Annotated in this window: 19 protein-coding genes; 7 read left to right on the top strand and 12 right to left on the bottom strand. The window is 63.2% G+C overall.

From position 1 onward, the window contains the following. The first annotated feature begins 83 nt into the window (after nt 1-83). On the top strand, nt 84-2465 hold the full coding sequence (locus NN5_RS07555) for a hypothetical protein (protein ID WP_067733532.1): 2382 nt from the start codon (nt 84-86) through the stop codon (nt 2463-2465). Between the two features lie 73 nt (nt 2466-2538). Here NN5_RS07555 and NN5_RS25020 read toward each other — a convergent pair whose 3' ends face one another. The 4 genes from NN5_RS25020 to NN5_RS25720 all read right to left on the bottom strand — a co-directional run bounded on the left by NN5_RS25020 (nt 2539) and on the right by NN5_RS25720 (nt 6029). Then, nucleotides 2539-4041 (bottom strand): YfjI family protein, encoded by a 1503-nt coding sequence (locus NN5_RS25020; RefSeq protein ID WP_169800965.1) that lies wholly within the window; start codon nt 4039-4041, stop codon nt 2539-2541. Beyond that, the gene (locus tag NN5_RS07540; protein WP_067733527.1) at nt 4034-5005 is read right to left on the bottom strand and encodes a DUF7146 domain-containing protein; all 972 of its coding nucleotides are present in this window, start codon (nt 5003-5005) and stop codon (nt 4034-4036) included. Before NN5_RS07540 ends, NN5_RS25020 begins: the two co-directional genes overlap by 8 nt. After that, nucleotides 5002-5169 (bottom strand): helix-turn-helix domain-containing protein, encoded by a 168-nt coding sequence (locus NN5_RS07535; RefSeq protein ID WP_245656325.1) that lies wholly within the window; start codon nt 5167-5169, stop codon nt 5002-5004. Before NN5_RS07535 ends, NN5_RS07540 begins: the two co-directional genes overlap by 4 nt. 110 nt (nt 5170-5279) lie before the next feature. Further along, nucleotides 5280-6029, bottom strand: coding sequence for a hypothetical protein (locus NN5_RS25720; protein ID WP_157081054.1), 750 nt, complete (start codon nt 6027-6029; stop codon nt 5280-5282). Between the two features lie 152 nt (nt 6030-6181). Between NN5_RS25720 and NN5_RS25715 the strand changes: the two genes are divergently transcribed. Further along, nucleotides 6182-6511: a hypothetical protein gene (locus tag NN5_RS25715; protein ID WP_157081053.1), complete on the top strand. Its 330-nt coding sequence runs from the start codon at nt 6182-6184 to the stop codon at nt 6509-6511. Here NN5_RS25715 and msrB read toward each other — a convergent pair. The 3 genes from msrB to NN5_RS07520 form a co-directional block, all read right to left on the bottom strand. Beyond that, the gene (gene msrB / locus NN5_RS07530) at nt 6469-6975 is read right to left on the bottom strand and encodes a peptide-methionine (R)-S-oxide reductase MsrB (protein WP_067733525.1); all 507 of its coding nucleotides are present in this window, start codon (nt 6973-6975) and stop codon (nt 6469-6471) included. The genes NN5_RS25715 and msrB overlap by 43 nt on opposite strands. Nucleotides 6976-7068: 93 nt before the next feature. Continuing rightward, the gene (locus tag NN5_RS07525; RefSeq protein ID WP_067733523.1) at nt 7069-8352 is read right to left on the bottom strand and encodes an ABC transporter permease; all 1284 of its coding nucleotides are present in this window, start codon (nt 8350-8352) and stop codon (nt 7069-7071) included. Then, nucleotides 8349-9383 carry an ABC transporter ATP-binding protein gene (locus NN5_RS07520; RefSeq protein WP_067733521.1) on the bottom strand — a complete coding sequence of 345 codons (1035 nt, stop codon included), beginning with the start codon at nt 9381-9383 and terminating at the stop codon, nt 8349-8351. The genes NN5_RS07525 and NN5_RS07520 overlap by 4 nt, the downstream gene beginning before the upstream one ends. On the opposite strand from NN5_RS07520, the gene queG reads away from it, so the two are divergent. Further along, a complete protein-coding gene (gene queG / locus NN5_RS07515) occupies nt 9382-10539 on the top strand; it encodes a tRNA epoxyqueuosine(34) reductase QueG (protein ID WP_084384799.1) in 1158 nt (385 codons plus the stop codon). The two genes, NN5_RS07520 and queG, sit on opposite strands and share 2 nt — an antisense overlap. A gap of 79 nt (nt 10540-10618) precedes the next feature. On the opposite strand, the gene NN5_RS07510 is transcribed toward queG, so the two are convergent. From NN5_RS07510 to NN5_RS07495, 4 genes are all read right to left on the bottom strand, one after another. Beyond that, nucleotides 10619-11845, bottom strand: a complete 1227-nt coding sequence (locus NN5_RS07510; protein WP_067733519.1) for an NAD(P)/FAD-dependent oxidoreductase — start codon at nt 11843-11845, stop codon at nt 10619-10621. A gap of 75 nt (nt 11846-11920) precedes the next feature. Further along, nucleotides 11921-12913 carry an LLM class flavin-dependent oxidoreductase gene (locus NN5_RS07505; RefSeq protein WP_067733517.1) on the bottom strand — a complete coding sequence of 331 codons (993 nt, stop codon included), beginning with the start codon at nt 12911-12913 and terminating at the stop codon, nt 11921-11923. Further along, complete coding sequence (locus NN5_RS07500) at nt 12910-13785, bottom strand: tetratricopeptide repeat protein (protein WP_067733515.1); 876 nt, start codon at nt 13783-13785, stop codon at nt 12910-12912. Before NN5_RS07500 ends, NN5_RS07505 begins: the two co-directional genes overlap by 4 nt. Nucleotides 13786-13801: 16 nt before the next feature. Further along, nucleotides 13802-14569: an alpha/beta hydrolase gene (locus tag NN5_RS07495; RefSeq protein ID WP_067733514.1), complete on the bottom strand. Its 768-nt coding sequence runs from the start codon at nt 14567-14569 to the stop codon at nt 13802-13804. 98 nt (nt 14570-14667) lie between these two features. Here NN5_RS07495 and NN5_RS07490 point away from each other — a divergent pair, with 98 nt between their 5' ends. Then, nucleotides 14668-16005, top strand: a complete 1338-nt coding sequence (locus NN5_RS07490; protein WP_067733512.1) for an ArnT family glycosyltransferase — start codon at nt 14668-14670, stop codon at nt 16003-16005. 89 nt (nt 16006-16094) lie between these two features. Here the strand turns inward: NN5_RS07490 and NN5_RS25710 are convergent, their stop codons facing one another. Continuing rightward, nucleotides 16095-16523, bottom strand: a complete 429-nt coding sequence (locus NN5_RS25710) for a hypothetical protein (RefSeq protein ID WP_157081052.1) — start codon at nt 16521-16523, stop codon at nt 16095-16097. Between the two features lie 660 nt (nt 16524-17183). Between NN5_RS25710 and thrS the strand changes: the two genes are divergently transcribed. The 3 genes from thrS to NN5_RS07470 all read left to right on the top strand — a co-directional run bounded on the left by thrS (nt 17184) and on the right by NN5_RS07470 (nt 20648). Next, complete coding sequence (gene thrS / locus NN5_RS07480) at nt 17184-19181, top strand: threonine--tRNA ligase (protein WP_067733508.1); 1998 nt, start codon at nt 17184-17186, stop codon at nt 19179-19181. 124 nt (nt 19182-19305) lie between these two features. Then, nucleotides 19306-19977, top strand: coding sequence for a spermine/spermidine synthase domain-containing protein (locus NN5_RS07475; RefSeq protein WP_067733506.1), 672 nt, complete (start codon nt 19306-19308; stop codon nt 19975-19977). Nucleotides 19978-20045: 68 nt separating this feature from the next. Next, nucleotides 20046-20648, top strand: coding sequence for a cation diffusion facilitator family transporter (locus NN5_RS07470; protein ID WP_067733504.1), 603 nt, complete (start codon nt 20046-20048; stop codon nt 20646-20648). Nucleotides 20649-20956: the final 308 nt, after the last annotated feature.

Below are 20956 nucleotides of genomic sequence, written 5' to 3'. Positions count from 1 at the left end.
ATCTTGCATAAATTAAATTGACAAAAATTTCCGGCCATGAATTAATGTGCGAAGAATAATTGCGAGATAGCGAAGAGGTCGCAATGGCATCGATTCATCAAGCTCGATCGGACGGAACGACCTCTGATGTCGGCATAAGAAACGTCGGCGCGCGCATTGAAGAATATGCCGCTCACCTGTCTGAGGTAGCTCGCGTCTTCAACGATCATGCGATGGCCTTGGGATTGGGCGTCACATTGGATGCGGATCGGGCGGTGCAAGCAATTAAGTCCGGTGCGAATATCAGCCGTGTCGCGCGTTTTTGTGATCGCGAGGACGATTCGGGCGTCCTGCACGATTCCCAGCTTATGACCGCGCTTGAATGCGTCGGCGAAATTCTCACGGCCCCCCAAAAGAACGGGCTTGTGCTGGGAGCGATGCAATCTGGGAAAACTACCACATCCTTGGCTCTGCAACTCGCGGGACCAATTGTGTACATGCTAACCGAGCGATGCCTCTACCCGATCTATCTGATAACCAGCCAAACGAGCCAGGAGGACCAGACGCGCATCGAGATCGCGCGGTTTCTGGATTATTATGGTGAGTTGGCAGTGGTCGTTGATGAGCAGAATCGTTGTAAGCTCATCGACTATGTGAAGCGCAATGGCATCGATCCGTTTTTCAGCTTTTCGCCAACGATCAACACCTATCGCGAACATGTCCTGAAAGGCGCACTGCCAGATACGATGATGGGACCGAAGCTTGATGATTTCATTAAGCGGCGCGTTCCAGGCGATGCAATAAGGCAGGTCGCCAAACTTTGCCGCGATGCAAATTCCAAGGGCTTTTCACCACTTTTGATCATCGACGAACCCCAATTCGGCGCCAGCGACAGATTCGTAAAAGTTGAAGATGGGGTGGAGCGCCGTCCCTGTGTCTTGCTCCGCATTTTCGATGCGATTGACGAAGCGCTGGGGGACGACGCGAGTGACCGCGTATTCATCGGCCTCTCAGCCACTCCATACGAATTGGAAGGTATCAACGGGGTTTGGAAAGTGCGTCAGTATCTGACCTCGTCGTATTTGGGTTTCAATTACTTTGGCGGCAAGGTCATTGATAGCGAGGCCAACGTTGAGCCGCCGCGGACCATGAGCTTCGACGAATTGGCTGACGAATTGGACATCCCGTTCCTTAAGGACGTGTCGTTGCAGGCTTACGAAGCGTTGCCGCACGTCTTTTCACGTTATGCTGACAAGATCGGCTTCGCGGACAACCAAGAACACTACAGACGAAAGGTGGAGGAAACACTGCGCGCAGCCATTCTCACGCTGGCCCGAAAGCGGGTGGACATTCCTACGGGAATTTGCATTCGCTTGTGCAATAATAACTTGCGATCACACCGCCTGATCGAGAATCTTGACCTTCCCGAGGACGAGATTGAAGTAGTCGAGTACTTTGGAAACGAGTACAAAGGCATGAGCGTCAAGCGTGCTCTGAAGAAGCGCGATCGTCCCGATTTGCCATTTTTGATCGCGGTTACGAGCCGCGCCCGAATGGGTGACGCGTTTCCAAACAGCGTGGAATGGTTTCTCGAGTTTTCTCGTAAGGCCGCCAATCTCAACGCGCTGCTGCAGGGCTCGTTAGGACGTGCGTGCGGGTACGGCAAGTCCTCGACGGTGGTACTGTCCGCCGATAACGCACAACTAGTCGATGACTACAAGCGCGAACAAGGCGATTACTTTTATAAGACCAGTCCACACAGTGTAATTGTTGGCCCTTATCGTCGTGGGGCGCCGACTACCCTTATTCGGCTGCGGCGAGACATGCCAGATCCTCTTGTGGCAAAGTTCTTCGATCGCTTGGACGCCGAAGTCGTTGAGCCCTATCTCATGCAAGGCAATCCGACGCTGCGAGCCAAGCGTGGATCGGCTGGAAGCGCCCGTATGGGCCCAATCTTGCGCATCGCCGAGGAAATAGGTCTCTTCGACCACATCGAGGACGTGGCAACCAGAGAACGACTCTTCCCAACTTATCCTGAAATTCAGATCGCACGTGCCGGTGACGCGGTTCCAAACTCCCGCGACCCTAACGAATTGCTGACCTACGCTATGGATGAAAGCGGAAATTGCCGATTCACATTCAGGGAATGGTCGGGCGATGGCTCAAACCATGGCGGCGTGAGAAGCCGCGGCTATGGTTCGCGCGATGCTATGAATCGAGATGACGCGGGAAACAAGCTGGAACCGCAAATCAACATGCGCAAGTTCGACCCCAACACGGGCGAAGCCATTGACGACAAGCGCATGGCCGGTCGTAATGTCCCCTCTTCGGATCGCCGCCCGGGAAACTGGCGGGCGGAAATGATCACCCTCCCTCTCGTTGCTCCCGTTCGCGAACTGCAATCTGGCCGTACCACGCATCCAGTCCCTCACAGCCCGTATTATAAATACCTTTCGCCAGAAGAAATCGAGGATGCAGCAGCTTAGTTTCAGTTTAGCTTACTAGATCTAATGGGCATGTCGGGCGGAGACATAGCTACCGCCCGACACTTTCGATAATTTAATGCTTAATAATATCCCACGCTTCCCGGTGGCGCTTGCCTTCAATTTTGGCGCCACATTCGATCTTTGCCACCCAATCATGTTGTTCCAGAATTAGCATGGCCTCCCGCGCCAGTTTGGCTTCCCGCACGGGGTTGGGGCCAAGCTGATAGACGTGTGCCAGTCCGACTCTTGCCTTTCCCCATTTGTCGTGCAGCCAGTTCAAGACCTTCTCGGCGCGGAGTATCTCAATGGATGCGCTGCCGTGTTCGAATAGCCGTAACGCTTCACTAGCGTAGTACCGAGCCAACTTTGCGGCTCTGTCGAAGGTGTTGCCGCTGATTTCGGTGGCATCGACATTGTCGACCAACTCCAATACCGCCGCGATCCGAAGCGCGTGCTCAGGCAACTTGTTGGCAAATGCACGAATCGGCTCCATGCGTTGCCCGGCGGCCATTTCGCGCTCGCAGTCATCGGCAAAGGCTTGCCACTTTTTCCGAGCGCTCGCCGACAACGATATTGGGCGCGGGTCGAGTTCGGGGTTGCTCGGTCCAACACGCTTTTGAGGCTTACGCAGGAGGGCGAGAAGCACCTTCTGGTATCTCTTCAAAGCAGGCCCGGTGTCTTTTTTCTGCACCTTCTGCATCCTTGTACCGACAAGGCTCGCAGGGGCAGAGACAAGAAGTCGGGACGGCAGCCCCTGATTTTGCAGGGTTGGGTCTGCCAGCATAGCTTCAGCAATTCCCGGTTGCGCCATAATGTGCATGGACAACCTGCGCCCTCTGAGAATGGAGACGCCATCGCCGCCCCGGACACGCTTGACTGGCGTGCCGTCCCAAAGGCTGGATAGACCCGCTCCAGTGCGAAGTCTCGACTCCTCAGACATGCCGTAGCCACCGATGAAGGTTCCACCCTCGTCGCTGAACAACCCGATCGAAGGTTCGCCCCCCGACATCAGCCTGTGCAAACCTTCAAGAGTGGGATCAGGCGCGGTCAGCAATGGCGTCAATGGCGGTGACGGCACGGCCCCTAAGGCAGCGAGTTGCTTCTTGGCCTCAGCGGGTTTGTCCCTGCAACTGCGTAATATATGTTCGCGAGCGCGCTGGTACGCGTCATACGCATCGGCATGTTTGCGCTGATCCAGACCATGCTGTTCATGGAGTTCGGCTTCCCGTAGTTTCACTGGTTCAAGCGCAAATCTGTCCGCCGCGCTCTTCCGTTCGCCGGATGCAGCAATCGTCATCATGAACAATGACAGCGGACGCTTATCGCCAGTTGCCGGATGAACAACATCGGCGTGGGCCTGTGCCGCCAACGATGCTGCAGCCAAGACCGACTGTGCGGCAATGGCATCCGGACAGGCGACCTTGTCGACGATAGCTCTGGCAGCGTCGCCGAGCACCTTACCGAGCGCATCCACCGGGAAACGCTGGGGTGGGGCTATTTCACGACGCAGCGGCAGCGGGGCGGCGCGTTCAACCTTTTCGGCTTCCTTGTACTGCTTCTTGATGTTGTCAGTCACGACGAATCCCCCGAAGCTGGTCATTGAAATCTTTGAAGGCAGGTTCGGGACGCATGATGCTGACATCCCGGTTGCCGATAGCAAACGTGTCGGCTGCTTTCAGCGCGGCGCGTTCACCCGGCTCGTCGTTGTCGGCGGCCACAGTCAATTTGCTGATTTCCGGAGGGATCATCATCAACGATAGAAAGGCCGTTCCGCCCGCGACCCAAACCGCGATTGCCCCATCCATCTGCTGGAACAAGCTAAGGCCGTCTTCCAACCCTTCGCAGATGATCAGTTCGTCGGTGGCATGGCCCAGCCGAATAGCGCCGCCCTTCACATATCCCAGCGTGCGGCGCGGGTCCGGCACGCCCAGCTTGTGACCGTGCAGTGTTAGGTATGTGCGGTGCAGGCCGATCAGGGTGCCCTCGAGGTCATCTATGGGCGCCAAAAGCGCAGGGCAGGCCCCAACACCGGGGTAATGCTGCACCGATGCCCTCAGACCGTCCCAGGCCTCGTTTGGGCGCAAGCCCCTGCTTTGCAGGTATGTGGCGGCAGGCATGCCAGATAGGCCCACGGCCTCGTCATACGCGCGCCGAACTTCGGCCAGTTTTGCGGGCAACCGCTTTAGCGGGGTAGCAACATTTGCAGGGGGTGCAGTTACCCCACTGGCAGCCAAGGCTGTGACCAATGGATCATCGAGCAGTACTTTGAAAGCAGCCCCATAGTCGTCGCCCGTAAACAGGTAGGCGTAGAGAGAAGCAGGATTGCCACCCCCAACGCCAATGGCATGGTCCCGCCATTGGCCTGTCCGGGTATTTATCTGGAACGATCCGAGGTTGCGGTCATTCCGGCGCGGATTGAGTGCAACATAGGTGTCTCCCTGTTGCTCACCGCCCGGAAGCCACTGGCGGACCAACTCTGACAAGGCGGCCAGCATAGCTGCCTTCAACTGCGCTGCGTTGCGCGTCCGCTGCGCGCTCACGAGCGGGATTCCAAAAGCTGACGGATCGATTCAACCTTGATCAGCCTGCGACGGCCAATTTTGACCGTTTCCAACCGGCCTTCGTTGATGAGTGCGTAGATAGAAGTGCGACCGAGGCCCAGCGCCTTGGTCGCTTCTGTGATTGATGTCGTGAAGTGAAGCAATTTGTCCTCCGAATGTTACCGCCAGCACGTGCTGACAATCGGAGGTGTCTCCTGTTTTGTCGTATGGGTCGGCTCAGTTGGGTCAAATGAGCCTTATGATCCGTTTGCCCTCACCCTTTGCCATCGAACAGCTTGATTGCTTTACGGGCATAACGCTTCATTGAAGAATCGCTTGGTTCTTCGTCGCTCCAATTCTCGGGCCTACGAGCATAAATCTGCTGGATTAAGTGGGTCTGCTTAAAGTTGGGCGAGATGCCTCCGCGTTCGGCCAGGATTTCCAGACCAGTATCAACACACCATTTTTCGATGCGGCTTGGTGGGCGCCCCAATGCCTTCGGCACTTTTTGTGGCATCGCAGTTCCCCGCAATACAGCAGGAAAGGCTGGATTGTTTTCACCGATTTGCCGTTCGGCCAACCATTCGAGCGCGCATTCTTCAAAGACGTATACAGTCTTCCCTAACAACTCTCCGGGGACCGACTTTCCATCGTCGAAGTGAAGCAGACTGCGCCCGACTGAAAGGCCAGCAAATTGGTCCTGCCAAAATGGGGGTTCAATCCTGCAATAAACACCGTTCGAATTTGCGGGCACAAAAGCAGTCAGTTTCCCAGCTCTCAAATCTGACAAAATTTGGGCTGAGCACCATTGCTCCGCTCGGCGAAGCATCGGATGCTGAGCACGCCGAGCCCATACAAAGCGACCGCTGAAAGGATCTCGAATTTTCTTGCGCGGCAGAATGTTGGGAATTTTGCCGTGCAAGTGCTTGGCGAGGAGCGCGCGCTTCAACTCCGACAGCTTTACGGTCTTGAATGGATGCGCGGGTGCTTCTTGCGGGAAATCGTATTTGGCTATGTCAATCACCCCCAAACGCCTCCGGCCCTCATGTTGTATGGTACCTACCTAACCGGCTGCGCTCATCGCCCAAGCCCCCCCCCCCCGCCTTAGGGGGCAGATGGTATAATGCCCCGTGCCAGCTTAAGGCATTGTTGACGGTGCGAATGGTTTGCTCACGCGTGGCGATTTTTCGCGAACATTCGCTGACAACCGCGAATTTCGGGGGCTTTATTGGGGGCCTTTCAAAAACCGCATTTGTTGTAGCCATAGGTTATCAGCCATTTTTACCGATCAATGTGGCGCACGCCGCCCCATCGTTTATTGGCCCTCAGGTGTTTGTTTTCCCTCAGGCGCCGGGCGGCCGCATCCGCGGCCTTGGCTTTCCTCGCATAAGCTCGGGCGGCCGTTCGGCCTTGCGAACCCTATCGGGTTCGGGGCTTTGCCTTTACCCGAAGGCTGCCCGTATTCAGGCAGGCTGGAACGTCATCGCCGCGCCGTTCATGCAATAGCGTTTGCCGGTGGGGGGAGGCCCGTCATCGAAGACATGACCGAGATGGCCTCCACACTGCGCGCAGTGCACTTCCGTGCGCGGGTAGCCCAGCTTGTAGTCGGTCGACATGCCGACCGCGCCGGGCAGCGGTTTCCAGAAGCTGGGCCAGCCGGTGTGGCTGTCGAACTTGGTCTTCGAGGAAAACAGCGGATGCCCGTCCGCCGCGCACAGGAACGTGCCCGCGCGGTGTTCCTTGTTGAGCGGTGAGGAATAGGGGCGCTCGGTGCCTTCTTCGCGCAGGATATGGAACTGCGCCGGCGTCAGCCGCTGGCGCCATTCGGCTTCGCTGTAATGGACCGGATAAGTCCTGGCCTCGGCATCGCCGCTGCCGCAGGCGGACAGCACCGGCAGGGCAACACCCGCGCCCAGCCAGCCGAGAACGCGGCGGCGGGTCGCCATGAGGGGAATGGCCGTGGGGGGCATGACGGCTCTCCTTGTTTCTGCCACCAAAAGGCGCGCCCCCCTCCATGCCGGGAGCACCGCCCGCGAGTCAATTCGGCCTGACCGCCCTCTTGGTTACACGTTTTGCGCAGCTGCCCCCGGCGCATCCGGCTCACGGCGCTTCATCCAGCCGCGGCGGCCCTTGCGCCTCGGCCCGGCCTGCCCGGACTTCATCACCCGCTTGCGGAAGATCGCCGCGCCCGCGCGCACCAGCAGCAGCACGCAGACCCCCTGCCCCAGCACGGCCAGGGCGTGGGGCCACAAGGCCGGGTCCTGCGCCGCGCGCGCCAGCATCGCGAAGGGCGAGCTGAAGGGAAAGAACACGGAGAACAGCTCGATCCCGCTGCCCGGCTGGGTCATCGCATAGCTGGCGAGGAAGAAGACCATGAGCTGCAGCATCGTCACCGGCATCGAGAGCGTCTGCACTTCGCGCACGGTCGTCGCCATCGAGCCGATCGAGAGGAACACCGAACCCAGCAGCAGATAGGCCATCGAGAAATAGATCACCCCCAGGACAATCAACAGCGGCCAGCCCACCGCCGGTTCCGGCAGATGCGGCACGGCGGAACCGGCCGCGAGATAGAGCGTGATCCCGATCCCGCCCCACACGGAGATCCCGACCAGCGAAACCGCCAGCATCGCGAACAACTTGCCGAGGAACACCGCCTCCATCGGAATCGCGGCGGCCAGAACCTCGATGATCTTGTTGCCCTTCTCCTCGACGAGGTTGGACAGGACCATGCCTGCCAGCATCATCGTCAGCAGGAACAGCATCATCTGCGCCGACTGCGCGGTCCGGAGCCGTCCGGTACGCTCATTGGCGTTGCTGGTCGCGGTGGTCCTGAGCGCGACGTCCGGCCAGGGGCCGAGCGGCCCGGCCACCGCCTGCGCGGCGATCATCGCCATGCCGCCGCTCCAGCCCTCGATCCGGTCCTTCGGCCCGGTCAGCACCGGAGCCTGCGGCGTGCCGGACAGAACCGCGGCGATATTGGCCTGCCGCCCGGCAAAGGCCCGCGCGGGATCGTAAGTCTCGCCCGGTTCGAGCCGTTTGAGCACGACGAGGGCGGGCAACCCCGTCCCGAGCCGGTCCGAAAGGGCATCGCGCGCGCGCACCACGGCATCGGCATCGGGGCCGGTCATGACGATCCCGACTTCGGGCTGGACGGCGGTCTGGTCGACATGACTGCCGACACTGCCCGCGAGCACGCCCACGATCACTGGAAACAGCGGTCCGAGCAGGAAGAAAAAGAACGTGCGCGAAAACAGGATCGCCACGAAATCGCGCCGGGCCACGACCCAGGCAGCGGCAAGGACGGAAAGGCGGCCCGTTTGTCCGCCAATTTGTTCAGCCGTGCTCATCGGCCCATCTCCCCGGGATTGCCCTCTTCGAGCGCGCGCGCAGCAGCCTCGCCGGCAATGGCGACAAAGGCATCGTGCAGCCCGGCCCGCTCGATCGAGAGCGAAAGGATGCCCGCCTCGCCTTCGATCAAGGCGCGCAGCAGCGGCTCGATCCCGGTTTCGGGCAGCGGGAAATACCAGAAGGCGCCCCCTTCCCCCCTGGCATCGGTCTTTGCATCACGCCTGGCATCGGCGGGCAGCGCCGCGCGCCACGGCCCGTCACCGCTGCGCGTTTCCAGCCGGACCTGTGCGGGAATACGATCCCGCGCGACATCGACCGGACCGGCAAACGGCACTTTGCCGCCCGCGATAATCGCCACGTCATCGCACAATCGCTCGGCATGGGAGATCACGTGGGTGGAGAAAATGACCGTGGTGCCCTGTTCGGCAAGGCCGCGCATCATCCGCTCCAGCTTGCCCTGGTTGAGCGCATCGAGGCCCGAGAACGGCTCGTCGAACACCACCAGCCGGGGCTTGTGCACCAGCGTGCCGAGAATCTGCACCTGCTGCGCCATGCCCTTGGAGAGCTGGCGGATCTGGCGGTCGGCCGCATAGCCAAGGCCATGCTGTTCGAGCAGTTCATACGCCCGGCGGCGGCCCTCTTTCAGCGGCAGCCCGCGCAGGGCACCGATAAAGGCAATGGCTTCGGCCGCCTTCATGGCGGGATAGAGGCCGCGCTCCTCGGGCAGGTAGCCGATGGCATGGGCGACATCGTGCGGCCGCTCCGCGCCGAGCAGGCGGCGATAGCCCGCATCGGGATCGATAATGCCCAGCAGCATCCGCAAGGTCGTGGTCTTGCCCGCGCCATTGGGGCCGAGAATGCCATAGACCGCGCCTTCGGGCACCGACAGGTCCACGCCATCAACGGCGGTGAAACCGTCGAAGCGCTTCACCAGCCCGCGGGCCTCGATCGCGAGAGGACGGTCCGGGGCCAGCCCGTGAGGCATCGCTGCATTGCCGGTCACGGGCCAATCTCCTAGTGCTGCCCTCATGCAGTCTCCTGCTCCTACCACATCCGGCCGTCCTGACGCAGGTCTGGTTAAGACCGCGCTAAGCGCCTTCGCACGCGATCTCGAAGCCGAGGCGCGGGCTCTGGGTTTCTGCGCTTTCGGCGTGGCCGGGGCAGAAGAGGACGCGGACCGCGCGGACCGGCTCGACGCATGGCTGGCGCAAGGGCTGCACGGCACCATGGAGTGGATGGAAGGGCGCGCCCACCACCGCCGTTCGCCGCAGGGCCTGTGGCCCGAAGCCAGAAGCGTGATCGCGCTGGGCATGAGCTATGCCCCCGCGCTGGATCCGCTGCGCCTTGCCGGAAGGTCCGAAACCGGGCGCATCTCGGTCTATGCGCAAGGGGCGGATTATCACGACGCCGTGAAAAAGGCGCTCAAGCACCTCGCGCGCTGGATCGTGGCGGAAGCGGACAAGCGCGGGATCGGCCCGGCGGACGTCAAGGTCTTCACCGATACCGCGCCGGTCATGGAAAAGCCGCTGGCCGCCGCGGCCGGGCTCGGCTGGCAGGGCAAGCACACCAATATGGTCAGCCGCGAGCACGGGTCCTGGCTGTTCCTGGGCGAGATCTACACGACGCTGGAGCTGCCGCTCTCCGCGCCCGCGCGCGATCGCTGCGGATCGTGCCACGCCTGCCAGGACGCCTGCCCGACCAGCGCCTTCCCGGCCCCCTACCGCCTCGATGCCCGCCGCTGCGTCAGCTACCTCACCATCGAGCACAAGGGGCCCGTGCCCGAGGACCTGCGCGAAGCCCTGGGCAACCGCATCTACGGCTGCGATGATTGCCTCGCCGTGTGCCCCTGGAACAAGTTCGCCGGAACCGCGCACACGATGAAGGCCTTCCTCCCGCGCGCCGAACTGACCGCACCGCGGCTGGCGGAGCTGCTGGCGCTCGACGATGCGGGCTTTCGCAAGCTGTTCTCCGGCAGCCCGATCAAGCGCATCGGGCGGGACCGGTTCGTCCGCAATTGCCTCTATGCGGCGGGGAACGGCGGACAGCGGGACCTGCTGGCGCAAGTGGAAGCGCTGCGGAGCGATCCCGACCCGGCAGTGACAGACGCCGCGCAATGGGCGGCGCGACGGCTCCACTCCTCCCTGTCGCGAAGCGATGGGGAGGTGGCAGGCACCGAAGGCGGCTGACGGAGGGGCCTGCTCCCCCTCCACCACCAGCTTCGCTGGCGGTCCCCCTCCCCGAGCAAGCTCGGGAAGGAATATGAGATTACATCAGCTCTTTGAGCGGCACGTCCTTGTCGGCGAGCTTCTCGATATCCGGCGCTGCGCCGGCTTCCACCAGCTTGCGGCCCTGCACATAGTCCTTGACCATGTTGACGCAGTCGACCGCGACGACCTTGCCCTGCTTCAGATAGACCACCGAGAACGTGCGATCGTCCGGATTGCCGCGGATCACCGTCTGGTCGAAGCCCAGGTTGATGCCGGCCGTCTGCAGCTTGAGGTCGTACTGGTTGGACCAGAACCACGGGAATGCCTTGTACGGCTTTTCATCGCCGCACAGCGCCTTGGCCACGCAAGTCGCCATGTCGTTGGCGTTCTGCACCGATTCGACGCGCATGACATTGCCGCCCGCATAGTCGCAGGCGAAAGCCGCGCAGTCGCCAATCGCGTAGATATCAGGCAGCGAAGTGCGGCAATATTCGTCCACATCCACGCCATTGGCGCCCGCCGCGCCCGCCGCGATCAGCGGCGCGACGGCAGGCACGATGCCGATGCCGACGATCACCGCCTCGGCCGGGATCACTTCGCCATCGGCCAGCTTGACGCCCGTAACCTTGCGGCCATCGCCCTCAAGGCTGTCGACCATGGCGCCGGTGCGCAGGTCGACACCGTGATCGGCGTGTTCCTTCTGGTAGAAGGCGGACAGCTCTTCGCCCGCGACGCGGGCCAGCACGCGCGGCAGCGCTTCGAGCAGCGTGACCTTGAGGCCCATCTTGGACAGCACCGCCGCCGCTTCGAGGCCGATGTAGCCGCCGCCGATGACGACGACGTTCTTCGTGCCCGCATCGACTTCCGCCATCAGGGTGTCGCAATCCTCGCGGGTGCGCACGGCGTGGATGCCGGCGAGGTCCGAGCCCGCGCAGGACAGGCGGCGCGGATCACCGCCGGTCGCCCAGACCAGCTTGCCGTAGCCGTAAGTCTCGCCGTTCGAGAGAGTCAGCGCGTGCGCCGCGGGATCGACCGCCGTCACTTCGGTATCGAGCTTGAAGGTGATGTCCTTCTCGGCCCAGAACGTCGGCGGGCGGATATAGAGGCGGTCGAACGTCTTCTCGCGCGCGAAATATTCCTTGGAGAGCGGCGGGCGCTCATAAGGATATTCCGGCTCGCGGCCGATGACGGTGATGGTTCCCTCGAAGCCGTTCTGGCGAAGCGCGATGGCGCACTGCGCCCCGCCATGCCCTGCTCCCACGATGACGACGTCTGCTTTGCTCATGGCCGATCCCGTTCCCGTAATTTACGCGCGCGGTCAATGCCTGAAGCGCAATTGTCTTTCCACGAGCTGCATTAGTCAGGACGAAACAGCAGCGAGTGCGTCCATCGTCAATTCGAGCGAGCGCTGCTGCGCAGCCGGATCGAAAGTGGCGCCGCCGACAATCAACTCGTCCGCCGCCGTACGCGCGACAAAGGCCTCGATATCCGCGCGCACCTGATCGGGCGTGCCGATCGCGCTGACCGAGCGGACCTGTTCCAGCATGGCGCGGGCCGCCGCGGGCAGCGATTCGCGGTAGCCGCGCACCGGCGGCTTGAGCTTGCCCGGCGTGCCCATGCGCAGCGCGACGAAGCTCTGATCGGTGGAAGAGGCAAGATAGCGCGCCTCTTCCTCGCTATCGGCGGCCATGACATTGATCGCCGCCATGAAATACGGCTTGTCCAGAACCTGCGAAGGCTGGAACCGTTCGCGGTAGGTGCGCGCCGCCTCGTCCAGCATGGCCGGGGCGAAATGCGAGGCGAAGGCATAAGGCAGCCCCAGCATCGCGGCGAGCTGGGCTCCGAACAGGCTGGAGCCGAGAATCCACATCTCGACATCCGCTCCCGAGGCCTGCGGCGAGACGACCCCGCCGACCGCCTGCCCGGCGAACCGCGCCCGCAGTTCCACCACGTCCTGCGGAAAGTGCTCGGCGGCACTCATGATGTCCTTGCGCAGTGCATTGGCGAGCCGCCCGTCCGCCCCCGGCGCACGGCCGAGACCCAGGTCGACCCGGCCCGGAAACAGCGCGGCGAGCGTGCCGAACTGCTCGGCGATCACATAGGGATTGTGATTGGGCAGCATGATCCCGCCCGCGCCGATGCGGATCGTGCTGGTGGCATGGCCGAGATGCGCCAGCACGACCGAAGTCGCGCCCCCGGCAATGCCTTCCATGCCGTGGTGTTCGGCCACCCAGTAGCGCTTGTAGCCCGCACGCTCGGCGACCTGCGCAGTTTCGGCTGCGATCGCCAGCGCCTGGGCGACTGTGCCGCCCTCGCGCACGGGGACGAGATCGAGAACGGACAGGGGTATCATGGCTTCGGCTTACTCTCCGGCCCCAACTGGGCGATATATTGCTTCGCGGTGGCCGCAGAGTCGCTTTCAGGCGCCATGGCCACCACGGAATTCCAGCTGCGCCGCGCCGCCGCATCGTTGCCCGAGAGCACGGCGATCACGCCCGCTTCCAGCCCGATCTCGGGATCGCGCGGCGCCAGCTCGGCCGCCTTTTCGATCTGCGTCTGCGCTTCGATCAGCTTGTTCTGCCGGCGCGAGAGCGTGGCCGAGAGCAGCCAGGCCTGGGCATTGTCCGGTTCCGCCGTGCGCGCCTGCGCCAGAGCCGCAGCCGCTTCGTCCGGCTGCTTCACCGCGACCAGCGCCCGCGCGCGGTCCAATGCGATCGCGGCCGTGAGCGCGGTGTCGCTGGCCGCCTGTGCATCGCTGGCGGCAGGCGCGAGCACGCTCAACGCCTGCCCGGGCTGGCCCGCCGCCAGCGCGGCATTGCCCGCCATCTCGCCCAGCCGGGCGCGGCTGACATGATCGCCCGCATCGGCCGCATCGCGCGCGGCCACGAAAGCCTCGCGCGCATCGTCCCACTGGCCAAGATCGCTGAGCGCCACGCCGAGGCACAGCCCGGCGCGCACGCGCTCGCGCCCGACCGCATCCTTCATGGCATCGCGCGCGAGCTGCGCCGAACGCTCGGGATTGGCCTCCACCGCGCCCATGCAGCCCGCATTCGAGCGTGCCGCAGGCAGGGCGACATCGTTCAGCGCCGCCTGCTCGCGCCGCTTGCGGTCCTCGTCGGCCTTCTTCTCGACGATCTCGCGCGGCAGGGCGGAAGCGTATGGGTTGTTGAGATCGATTCCGCCGGTCTGGGCCAGCATCAGGGGAAGCAGCAGGGTAAAGGGCATGAGGGGACGGCTCCGGTCAGTCTGCCGCCCCGGCGCGGGGAAGAACCAGCTCCGCCACCGTGCGCAGCAGCAGGGCAATGTCGGAGTCGCGCGAGAGGCGGTGATCGCCGTCCTTGATCAGCGTGACCTGCACATCGGCTGAACGGAGCTTTTCCGCCAGCTGCAGCGAAATGTCCCACGGCACGTCGGGATCGCACTGGCCGTGGAGCAGGCGCACCGGACAATCGAGCGCAATTTCGCCTTCGAGCTGGCGGTTGGCCTGCCCGTCGGCCCAGAAGCCGGGATGAGTCGGGGTCGGCTCGGGGCCATAGGGATTGTCCTCCCAGATCGTCTCGCCATCGGCCAGCAGGGCCTTGTCCATCTGGGGAATGCCCCATTCGGTAAAGTCCGGCGCGGCGGCAATGCCGATCAGGCCCTTGAGCTTCCCGCCCAGCGCCTGCCCCGCCAGCAGCATCAGCCAGCCGCCCATCGACGAGCCGGCCAGCACCACCTCTTCCAGCCCCAGCGCCGCGATCAGCGCGAGGATCTCTTCCTTCCAGCGCGAGAGCGTGCCGTCGGCAAAATCCCCCGGACTTTCGCCGCAGCCGGAATAGTCGAGCAGCAGGCAGGGAAAGCCGGTGGCCTGCGCCATGTCGAACACGGCCGTGGCCTTGCCTCCCGCCATGTCGGACATGTAGCCAGGCAGGAAGACGAGAGCCGGGGCCGGTATCGTCCCTTGGCCCGGCGTGAAACGATAGGCGATCTGACGCCCGTCAGGCATCGCGTGGAAACGGGTTTCGGTCATGCGCCGGATAGTGGGGACCGGGGGAGCGAAGAACAAGCCCAACCCGGCCCAACAAAGATAATGCCATCTTAAGCACAGGGCGCTATCGCTTGGCCCCCATGAGCGCCGACATCCTCCGTTTCCCCTCGCGCCCGTCGCGTCTGGCCCTGCGGCTCGAATGGTTCGGTTCGGACCGTTCGGTGCTGCTGATGATCTGGGCACTCTATTTCGCGCTGCGCGTCGCGGTGCTGATGATCGACGTGGCGCCCACTTCCGACGCCGAATGGTATTACCTCCGCGCCGTCAGCCTCGCCGCCGGGAAAGGCTATCTCGACAATGCCGGGGCGCCGACCGCGTTCTGGCCGCCGGGCTGGCCGATCGCGCTCTCGCTGGTCTTTGCCCAGTTCGGCGCCTCGCCGGTGGTGCTTGGCCTGTTCAACCTCGCCAGCGCGATGCTGACCGGGCTGCTGACACTGGCGATGGGCCGCCGCCTGTTCCGCAACGAGGCAGCCGCGCGCATGGGCCTGCTGCTGCTCGCGGTCTATCCCAACGCCATCGGTTATGTTCCGCTGGCGCTGACCGAGGTGTTCTACACCATGCTGTTGCTGGCGGGCTGCTGGACCGTGATGACCCGCACCAGCCGCTGGCAACTGGTCGCCGCCGGCCTGATCTTCGGCTTCGCCACGCTGGTGAAAGCGCAGACCATGGTCGTCATCCCGCTGCTCTTCGCCATCGAGTGGCTGAGCCGGAAGGACGTGTGGCGCAGCTTCCCCCGCCTGTTCGGCGAAGGCCTCATGGTGCTGGGCCTGGCCATGCTGACCGTCATGCCCTGGACGATCCGCAACCATGAACAGCTCGGCCACTGGGTCCTGATCTCGACCAATGGCGGCTATACCCTGCTGACCGGTAACCACGACACGGCGACCGGGGACTACACCCCGGATGCGCCGGTGGTGAAGGACCTGATGGCCCGCCCCGGCCTCGACGAAGTGGAACGCGATGCGCAAGCGAAGCGGCTGGGGCTCGACTGGATCGAACACAACCCCGGCAAGTTCCTCGCCCTGGCGCCCAAGAAGCTGATGCGGCTGTGGCTGCCCGATGGCGAGGCCGAGTGGGCCTATCAGGGCGGCGCGCCCGGATACGCACGCTTCGAGACCGCCTACCGCGCGGTGCGCTATGCCAACCAGGCCTATTACGCCTTGCTGATGCTGGCTTTCGCGGCCGCATTCGTGGTGATGCTGGTGAAACGCCACCGCAATGGCCAGCGGTGGATCGGCTGGTGGCTGCTGCCTTATGGCATCGCGCTTTATCCGACGCTGATCTGCCTGGTGTTCTCGGGCCAGTCACGCTTTCACTATCCGGTCATGCCGTTCGTCTGCATGAGCGCGGGGTGGCTGGCGATGACCCTGTGGAACAGCCTGGCCGAACGCGGCAGGCCGCGGCCTACGCTGCATTGAGCGCTTAGGCCGCCTGGGCGAATTCCCACATGTGCGAGCGACCAGCAACGGGAAGAACGACAAGCGCATCGAGCGGCGGGAAGGTCGGGTCAGCGGATGTGGGGTGTAGTTTGAAAAAGCGGGTCTATGTCGGCGGCAATAGCGACTGGATAGGCAAGCTCAACCGATTCTCCGCCGTTAGTGTGCCGAATATAAAGGGCCCATTTATCGCCGACGGAGGGCAATTTTACGCCGTCATCGCACATGCTGGATTGCCCAGTGCGTGAAATTTCAAAGTTGGCGGAGAATGTCTTGCCTCTAATCACCTTCTGGACACGAACGGTCGCCGACCAGGCCCTTTCAGGCTCTGCGGCAGATGTGAGGTATCGTGCGTTATCAACGACACCCACCACGAGCGTGTCTATCCTTGCCTTTGCCTTGTAGATTCGCTCACTTGGTGACGCATTATATCGACATGCGAGCGCGGCGCTCGTGAAGCACATCATTAGTGCGAACAACAGCAGGAACGCTGGCCTCATTCTCCCATCCTGAACTAATGAAACAACGGCAGCAATGCCGGCGCGTCCGGAAAGGCAGCTTCGGGATGAAAACCCTGAAAAGTTGCCGTGCACGTCACTCTAGTAGAGAACCGGCCCCAACACCTGAACGACAATAGTCCTCTGCCCCGGCGCCCAATTCTCGCCCTGCGCGGTGCGTTGTGGGTCCGGCCCGGAAGATTCTCCCCTGAACAGCCCCAGAGCCACGACAAGGACGATTGCCACAGCAATCCACATCCCTATCAAACGGCGCCCGAAGCCGGACATGGTCATTCACCCCTCAGGAAAATATCTTCGATCGCCATATCAAATACACCGGCGATACGAAAGGCAAGCGAGGTTTTCGCCGCACCAAACTTGGGAGATGACATTTCGCCTCCCCATCGCTACATCTCCCGTCATGCAGCAGCGTCCCGCCACGACTACCACCACCACTACCCGGTACACCCGGGGACGGTTGGTCGCGGCCTGAAGACGCAGCCACCGTCGCCCGGGGTTCGGGCGGACGTGGCGTCATCCTCCCGAACCGTATTGAATTTAACCGGCGCCAAAGCTTCACCCGCGCGCGCGCCTGTGCCATGGCGCGCGCAAGGCCCGGAAAGCCGGAAACGGCCCGACAGGAAAAACGGAAAGACGAGTTCGATGTCGCAGATGTTCAAGATCAGCCTGCCCGACGGTTCGGTTCGCGAGATGCCCGAAGGCTCGACCCCGGCGGATGTCGCCGCCGCGATCGGCCCCGGCCTTGCCAAGGCGGCGCTCGCCGCGAAGATCGACGGCGAACTGGTCGATCTGACCCGGCCCTTCAAGGGCGACGCCCAGCTCGCGCTCGTCACCAGCCGCGATGAGGCCGAGGCGCTCGAACTGGCGCGGCATGACTATGCCCACGTACTGGCCGAGGCGGTGCAGGCGCTCTGGCCGGGCACGCAGATCACGTTCGGCCCGGCGACCGACGACGGCTTCTACTACGACGTGATGGCGCCTGCCTCGCGTGAGCCCTTCGGCATGGACGATCTTCCCGTCATCGAGGAAAAGATGCGCGAGATCATCAAGGCCGACAAGCCGCTGCGCCGCGAGGCCTGGACCCGCCAGCAGCTGATCGACAAGTGGACCGCCGACGGCGAAAAGTTCAAGGCCGAATGGGCGGCCGAACTGCCGGAAGGCGAGGAGCTGACGGTCTACTGGTCGGGCAACGACTGGCTCGACATGTGCCGCGGCCCGCACCTGCCCAGCACCGGCAAGCTCGACCCGCAGGCCTTCAAGCTGATGCGCGTCGCGGGCGCCTACTGGCGCGGCGACCAGAAGAATGCGCAGCTCACGCGCATCTACGGCACCGGCTGGCTGAACAAGAAGCAGCTCAATGAACACCTGACCCGCCTTGAGGAAGCCGCCAAGCGCGACCACCGCAAGCTCGGTGGTGAGATGGACCTGTTCCATCTCCAGCACGAAGCGCACGGCTCGGTGTTCTGGCACCCGAAGGGCTATGTGATCTACCGCGCGCTGGAAGACTACATGCGCCGCGCGATCGGTGCTGCCGGCTGCAAGGAAGTGAAGACCCCGCAAGTCATGGACGCGCGCCAGTGGGAGCAGTCCGGCCACTGGGGCAAGTACCGCGAGAACATGTTCGTCATCCCCGACGAGACGCCCAACACCGAGGACGAAGGGCCGCTGGTTTCGGACGAGGCCGAGTGGATGGCGCTCAAGCCGATGAACTGCCCCGCGCACATCCTGATCTTCAAGCAGGGCATCAAGTCCTACCGCGACCTGCCGCTGCGCATTGTCGAGAACGGCTGCTGCCACCGCAACGAGCCGCACGGCGCGCTGCACGGGTTGATGCGCGTGCGCCAGTTCACGCAGGACGATGGCCACATCTTCTGCCGCGAGGACCAGATCGTTTCCGAAGTGCGCGACTTCTGCGAACTGGCGGACCGCGTCTACAAGGACTTCGGCTTCAAGTACGCGATCAAGCTCGCCCTGCGCCCGGACAACCGCATCGGCAGCGACGAGCTGTGGGACAAGGCCGAAGCCGAGCTGCGCGACGCGGTGGTCGACGCAGGCCTCGCGACCGAGGAATACGGCTGGGAGGAACTGCCCGGCGAAGGCGCGTTCTATGCGCCCAAGCTGGAATGGCACCTCACCGACGCGATCGGCCGCACCTGGCAGGTCGGCACCATCCAGTCCGACCGGATGCTGCCCGAGCGGCTCGATGCCAGCTACATCGGCGAGGATGGCGAGCGCCACCGCCCGGTCATGCTGCACCGCGCGATCTTCGGCTCCTATGAACGCTTCATCGGCATCCTGATCGAGCACTTCGCCGGCAAGCTGCCGGTCTGGCTCGCCCCGGTGCAGGCGGTGGTCGCCACCATCGTTTCGGATGCCGACGGCTATGCGGCGGAAGTGACGGAGAAGCTCAAGGCCGCCGGCGTGCGCGTCGAGACCGACCTGCGCAACGAGAAGATCAACTACAAGGTGCGCGAACACTCGCTGAAGAAAGTCCCGCACCTCCTGGTCGTCGGCAAGCGCGAGGCGGAGGAAGGCACCGTCGCCGTCCGCACCCTGGGCGCAGAGCACCAGAAGATGATGAGCCTCGACGAGGCGATCGCCATGCTCAAGGGTGAAGCGACGGCGCCGGACCTGAAATGACCTCTCGTTTCGTCATTGCGAGCGAAGCGAAGCAATCCAGGGCGGCGCCACTGCGCTCTGGATTGCCGCGCCCCTTCGGGGCGCGCAATGACGAAAATGTGTGTGAATTTAGGGCTTTCTACCGATGATCAAACGCGAACTCCTCGACACTGCCTGGGTCCCGGGCGGCGAGAAGCTTGAGCTGTTCCGGCACGACAAGGACTACATGATCGTGCTCGGCCACAACGAACTGATGTCCACGCGCAAGTGGGGATCGGAAGAAGCGCTGGCCACGATGGCGCTCGAACGCATCGGCAAGCCGGTGCGGCCGACGATGCTGATCGGCGGATACGGCATGGGCTTCACGCTGCGCGCGGCGCTGAAAGTGCTGCCGGACAACGCCGAAGTGACCGTGGTCGAACTGGTGCCCGAGATCATCGAATGGGCGCGCGGGCCAATGGCGGACCTTGCCGCCGGGTGCCTCGACGATCCGCGCGTGAAACTTGTCATGTCAGACGTCGCGCCCTTCATCGAGGGTGCGCACGGCGATTACGATGCGATCCTGCTCGATGTCGACAATGGCCCCGACGGGCTCGTGCGCGAGGACAACAATGTCCTCTATTCACTGTCCGGCCTGCGCGCCGCAAAGCGCGCGCTGACGCCGGACGGCGTGCTCGCCATCTGGTCCGCCGGCCCCGATCCGGCCTTCACCCGCCGCCTGCAGAAGGCCGGTTTCGAGGTCGATGAAGTCAAAGTCGCGTCCCGCAGCAACGGCAAGGGCCCCAAGCACGTGATCTGGTTCGCCACCAAGAAGTAGCAGCGGCCCGCCACGTGACGCGGGCCAATCGCATTGGCAGACCTCGCCGCATAGCCTAACATCGCCGCATGGCAGATTGCGGATGCACACCCACGGCAGTTGAAACCGATGCGCAGCGGCGGACGCTGTGGATCGCGCTGTGCCTGAATGCGGCGATGTTCCTGATCGAAACCACGGCGGGGCTGTTTGCCAGTTCCACCGGACTGGTTGCCGACGGGCTCGACATGCTGACCGATGCCGCCGCCTATGCTATCGCGCTGGCCGCCATCGGCCGCAGCAGCCGTTTCAAGACCAATGCAGCGAGCCTGAGCGGCACGTTGCTGCTGCTTGTCGGCCTTGGCCTGCTGGCGGACGTGACACGCCGGATACTGTGGGGCGGCGAGCCGGAAGGCGGCTGGATGATCGGCGTGGCGGGCCTTGCCCTGGCCGTGAACGTCTATGTGCTGCGGCTTCTCAGCAAGCAGCGGCGCGACGAGGTGCACCTCAAGGCGGCGTGGATCTTCACCCGCGCCGACGTGATCGCCAATGCCGCGGTCATTGCCGCAGGCGTGGCCGTGCTGCTCACGGGCCTGCGCTACTTCGACCTTGCCGTGGGCGCCGCCATCGGCCTCTACGTCGTCAGGGAAGCGCTGGAAATCCTGGGCGAAGCGCGCTCCAGCCGCACGGCATAAGGCACGATCGCGGCCTGGGCCCTTTGCCCAAAAAAATGGGGCGGCCCGTCACGAGGCGGGGCCGCCCTTTAGGTGGGGAGAAGCGGTTCACACCGGGGCCGTAAAGACGGCGGCGGTGCAAGACCGGCACACAGGTTCTCGCTCTTTTACCGCGTCGCAACATTGATCAGTGTCAATCGCGGCACCCGATGGATATTTTTTAATGCCCCCTGCTCCGGCGGCCTCTGGCAACGGAGAAATTTTCCCGAAAACGTGTCTAATATCAGCGTGCGGTGAACATGACTCATGTACTCTCTCCCCTTCAGGGG

The organism is Novosphingobium naphthalenivorans NBRC 102051 (assembly GCF_001590985.1).
Taxonomy (GTDB): domain Bacteria; phylum Pseudomonadota; class Alphaproteobacteria; order Sphingomonadales; family Sphingomonadaceae; genus Novosphingobium; species Novosphingobium naphthalenivorans.
Note: the sequence above shows the minus strand (reverse complement) of the source record. Positions and strands in the feature narration are given on the sequence as shown.

Excerpts from the sequence above, each read along its gene's own strand:
- NN5_RS07555 (WP_067733532.1), top strand. The coding sequence starts at position 84 with ATGGCATCGATTCATCAAGCTCGATCGGACGGAACGACCTCTGATGTC.
- msrB (WP_067733525.1), bottom strand. The coding sequence starts at position 6,975 with ATGCCCCCCACGGCCATTCCCCTCATGGCGACCCGCCGCCGCGTTCTC.
- NN5_RS07525 (WP_067733523.1), bottom strand. The coding sequence starts at position 8,352 with ATGAGCACGGCTGAACAAATTGGCGGACAAACGGGCCGCCTTTCCGTC.
- queG (WP_084384799.1), top strand. The coding sequence starts at position 9,382 with ATGCAGTCTCCTGCTCCTACCACATCCGGCCGTCCTGACGCAGGTCTG.
- NN5_RS07520 (WP_067733521.1), bottom strand. The coding sequence starts at position 9,383 with ATGAGGGCAGCACTAGGAGATTGGCCCGTGACCGGCAATGCAGCGATG.
- NN5_RS07510 (WP_067733519.1), bottom strand. The coding sequence starts at position 11,845 with ATGAGCAAAGCAGACGTCGTCATCGTGGGAGCAGGGCATGGCGGGGCG.
- NN5_RS07505 (WP_067733517.1), bottom strand. The coding sequence starts at position 12,913 with ATGATACCCCTGTCCGTTCTCGATCTCGTCCCCGTGCGCGAGGGCGGC.
- NN5_RS07500 (WP_067733515.1), bottom strand. The coding sequence starts at position 13,785 with ATGCCCTTTACCCTGCTGCTTCCCCTGATGCTGGCCCAGACCGGCGGA.
- NN5_RS07495 (WP_067733514.1), bottom strand. The coding sequence starts at position 14,569 with ATGACCGAAACCCGTTTCCACGCGATGCCTGACGGGCGTCAGATCGCC.
- NN5_RS07490 (WP_067733512.1), top strand. The coding sequence starts at position 14,668 with ATGAGCGCCGACATCCTCCGTTTCCCCTCGCGCCCGTCGCGTCTGGCC.
- NN5_RS25710 (WP_157081052.1), bottom strand. The coding sequence starts at position 16,523 with ATGAGGCCAGCGTTCCTGCTGTTGTTCGCACTAATGATGTGCTTCACG.
- thrS (WP_067733508.1), top strand. The coding sequence starts at position 17,184 with ATGTCGCAGATGTTCAAGATCAGCCTGCCCGACGGTTCGGTTCGCGAG.
- NN5_RS07475 (WP_067733506.1), top strand. The coding sequence starts at position 19,306 with ATGATCAAACGCGAACTCCTCGACACTGCCTGGGTCCCGGGCGGCGAG.
- NN5_RS07470 (WP_067733504.1), top strand. The coding sequence starts at position 20,046 with ATGGCAGATTGCGGATGCACACCCACGGCAGTTGAAACCGATGCGCAG.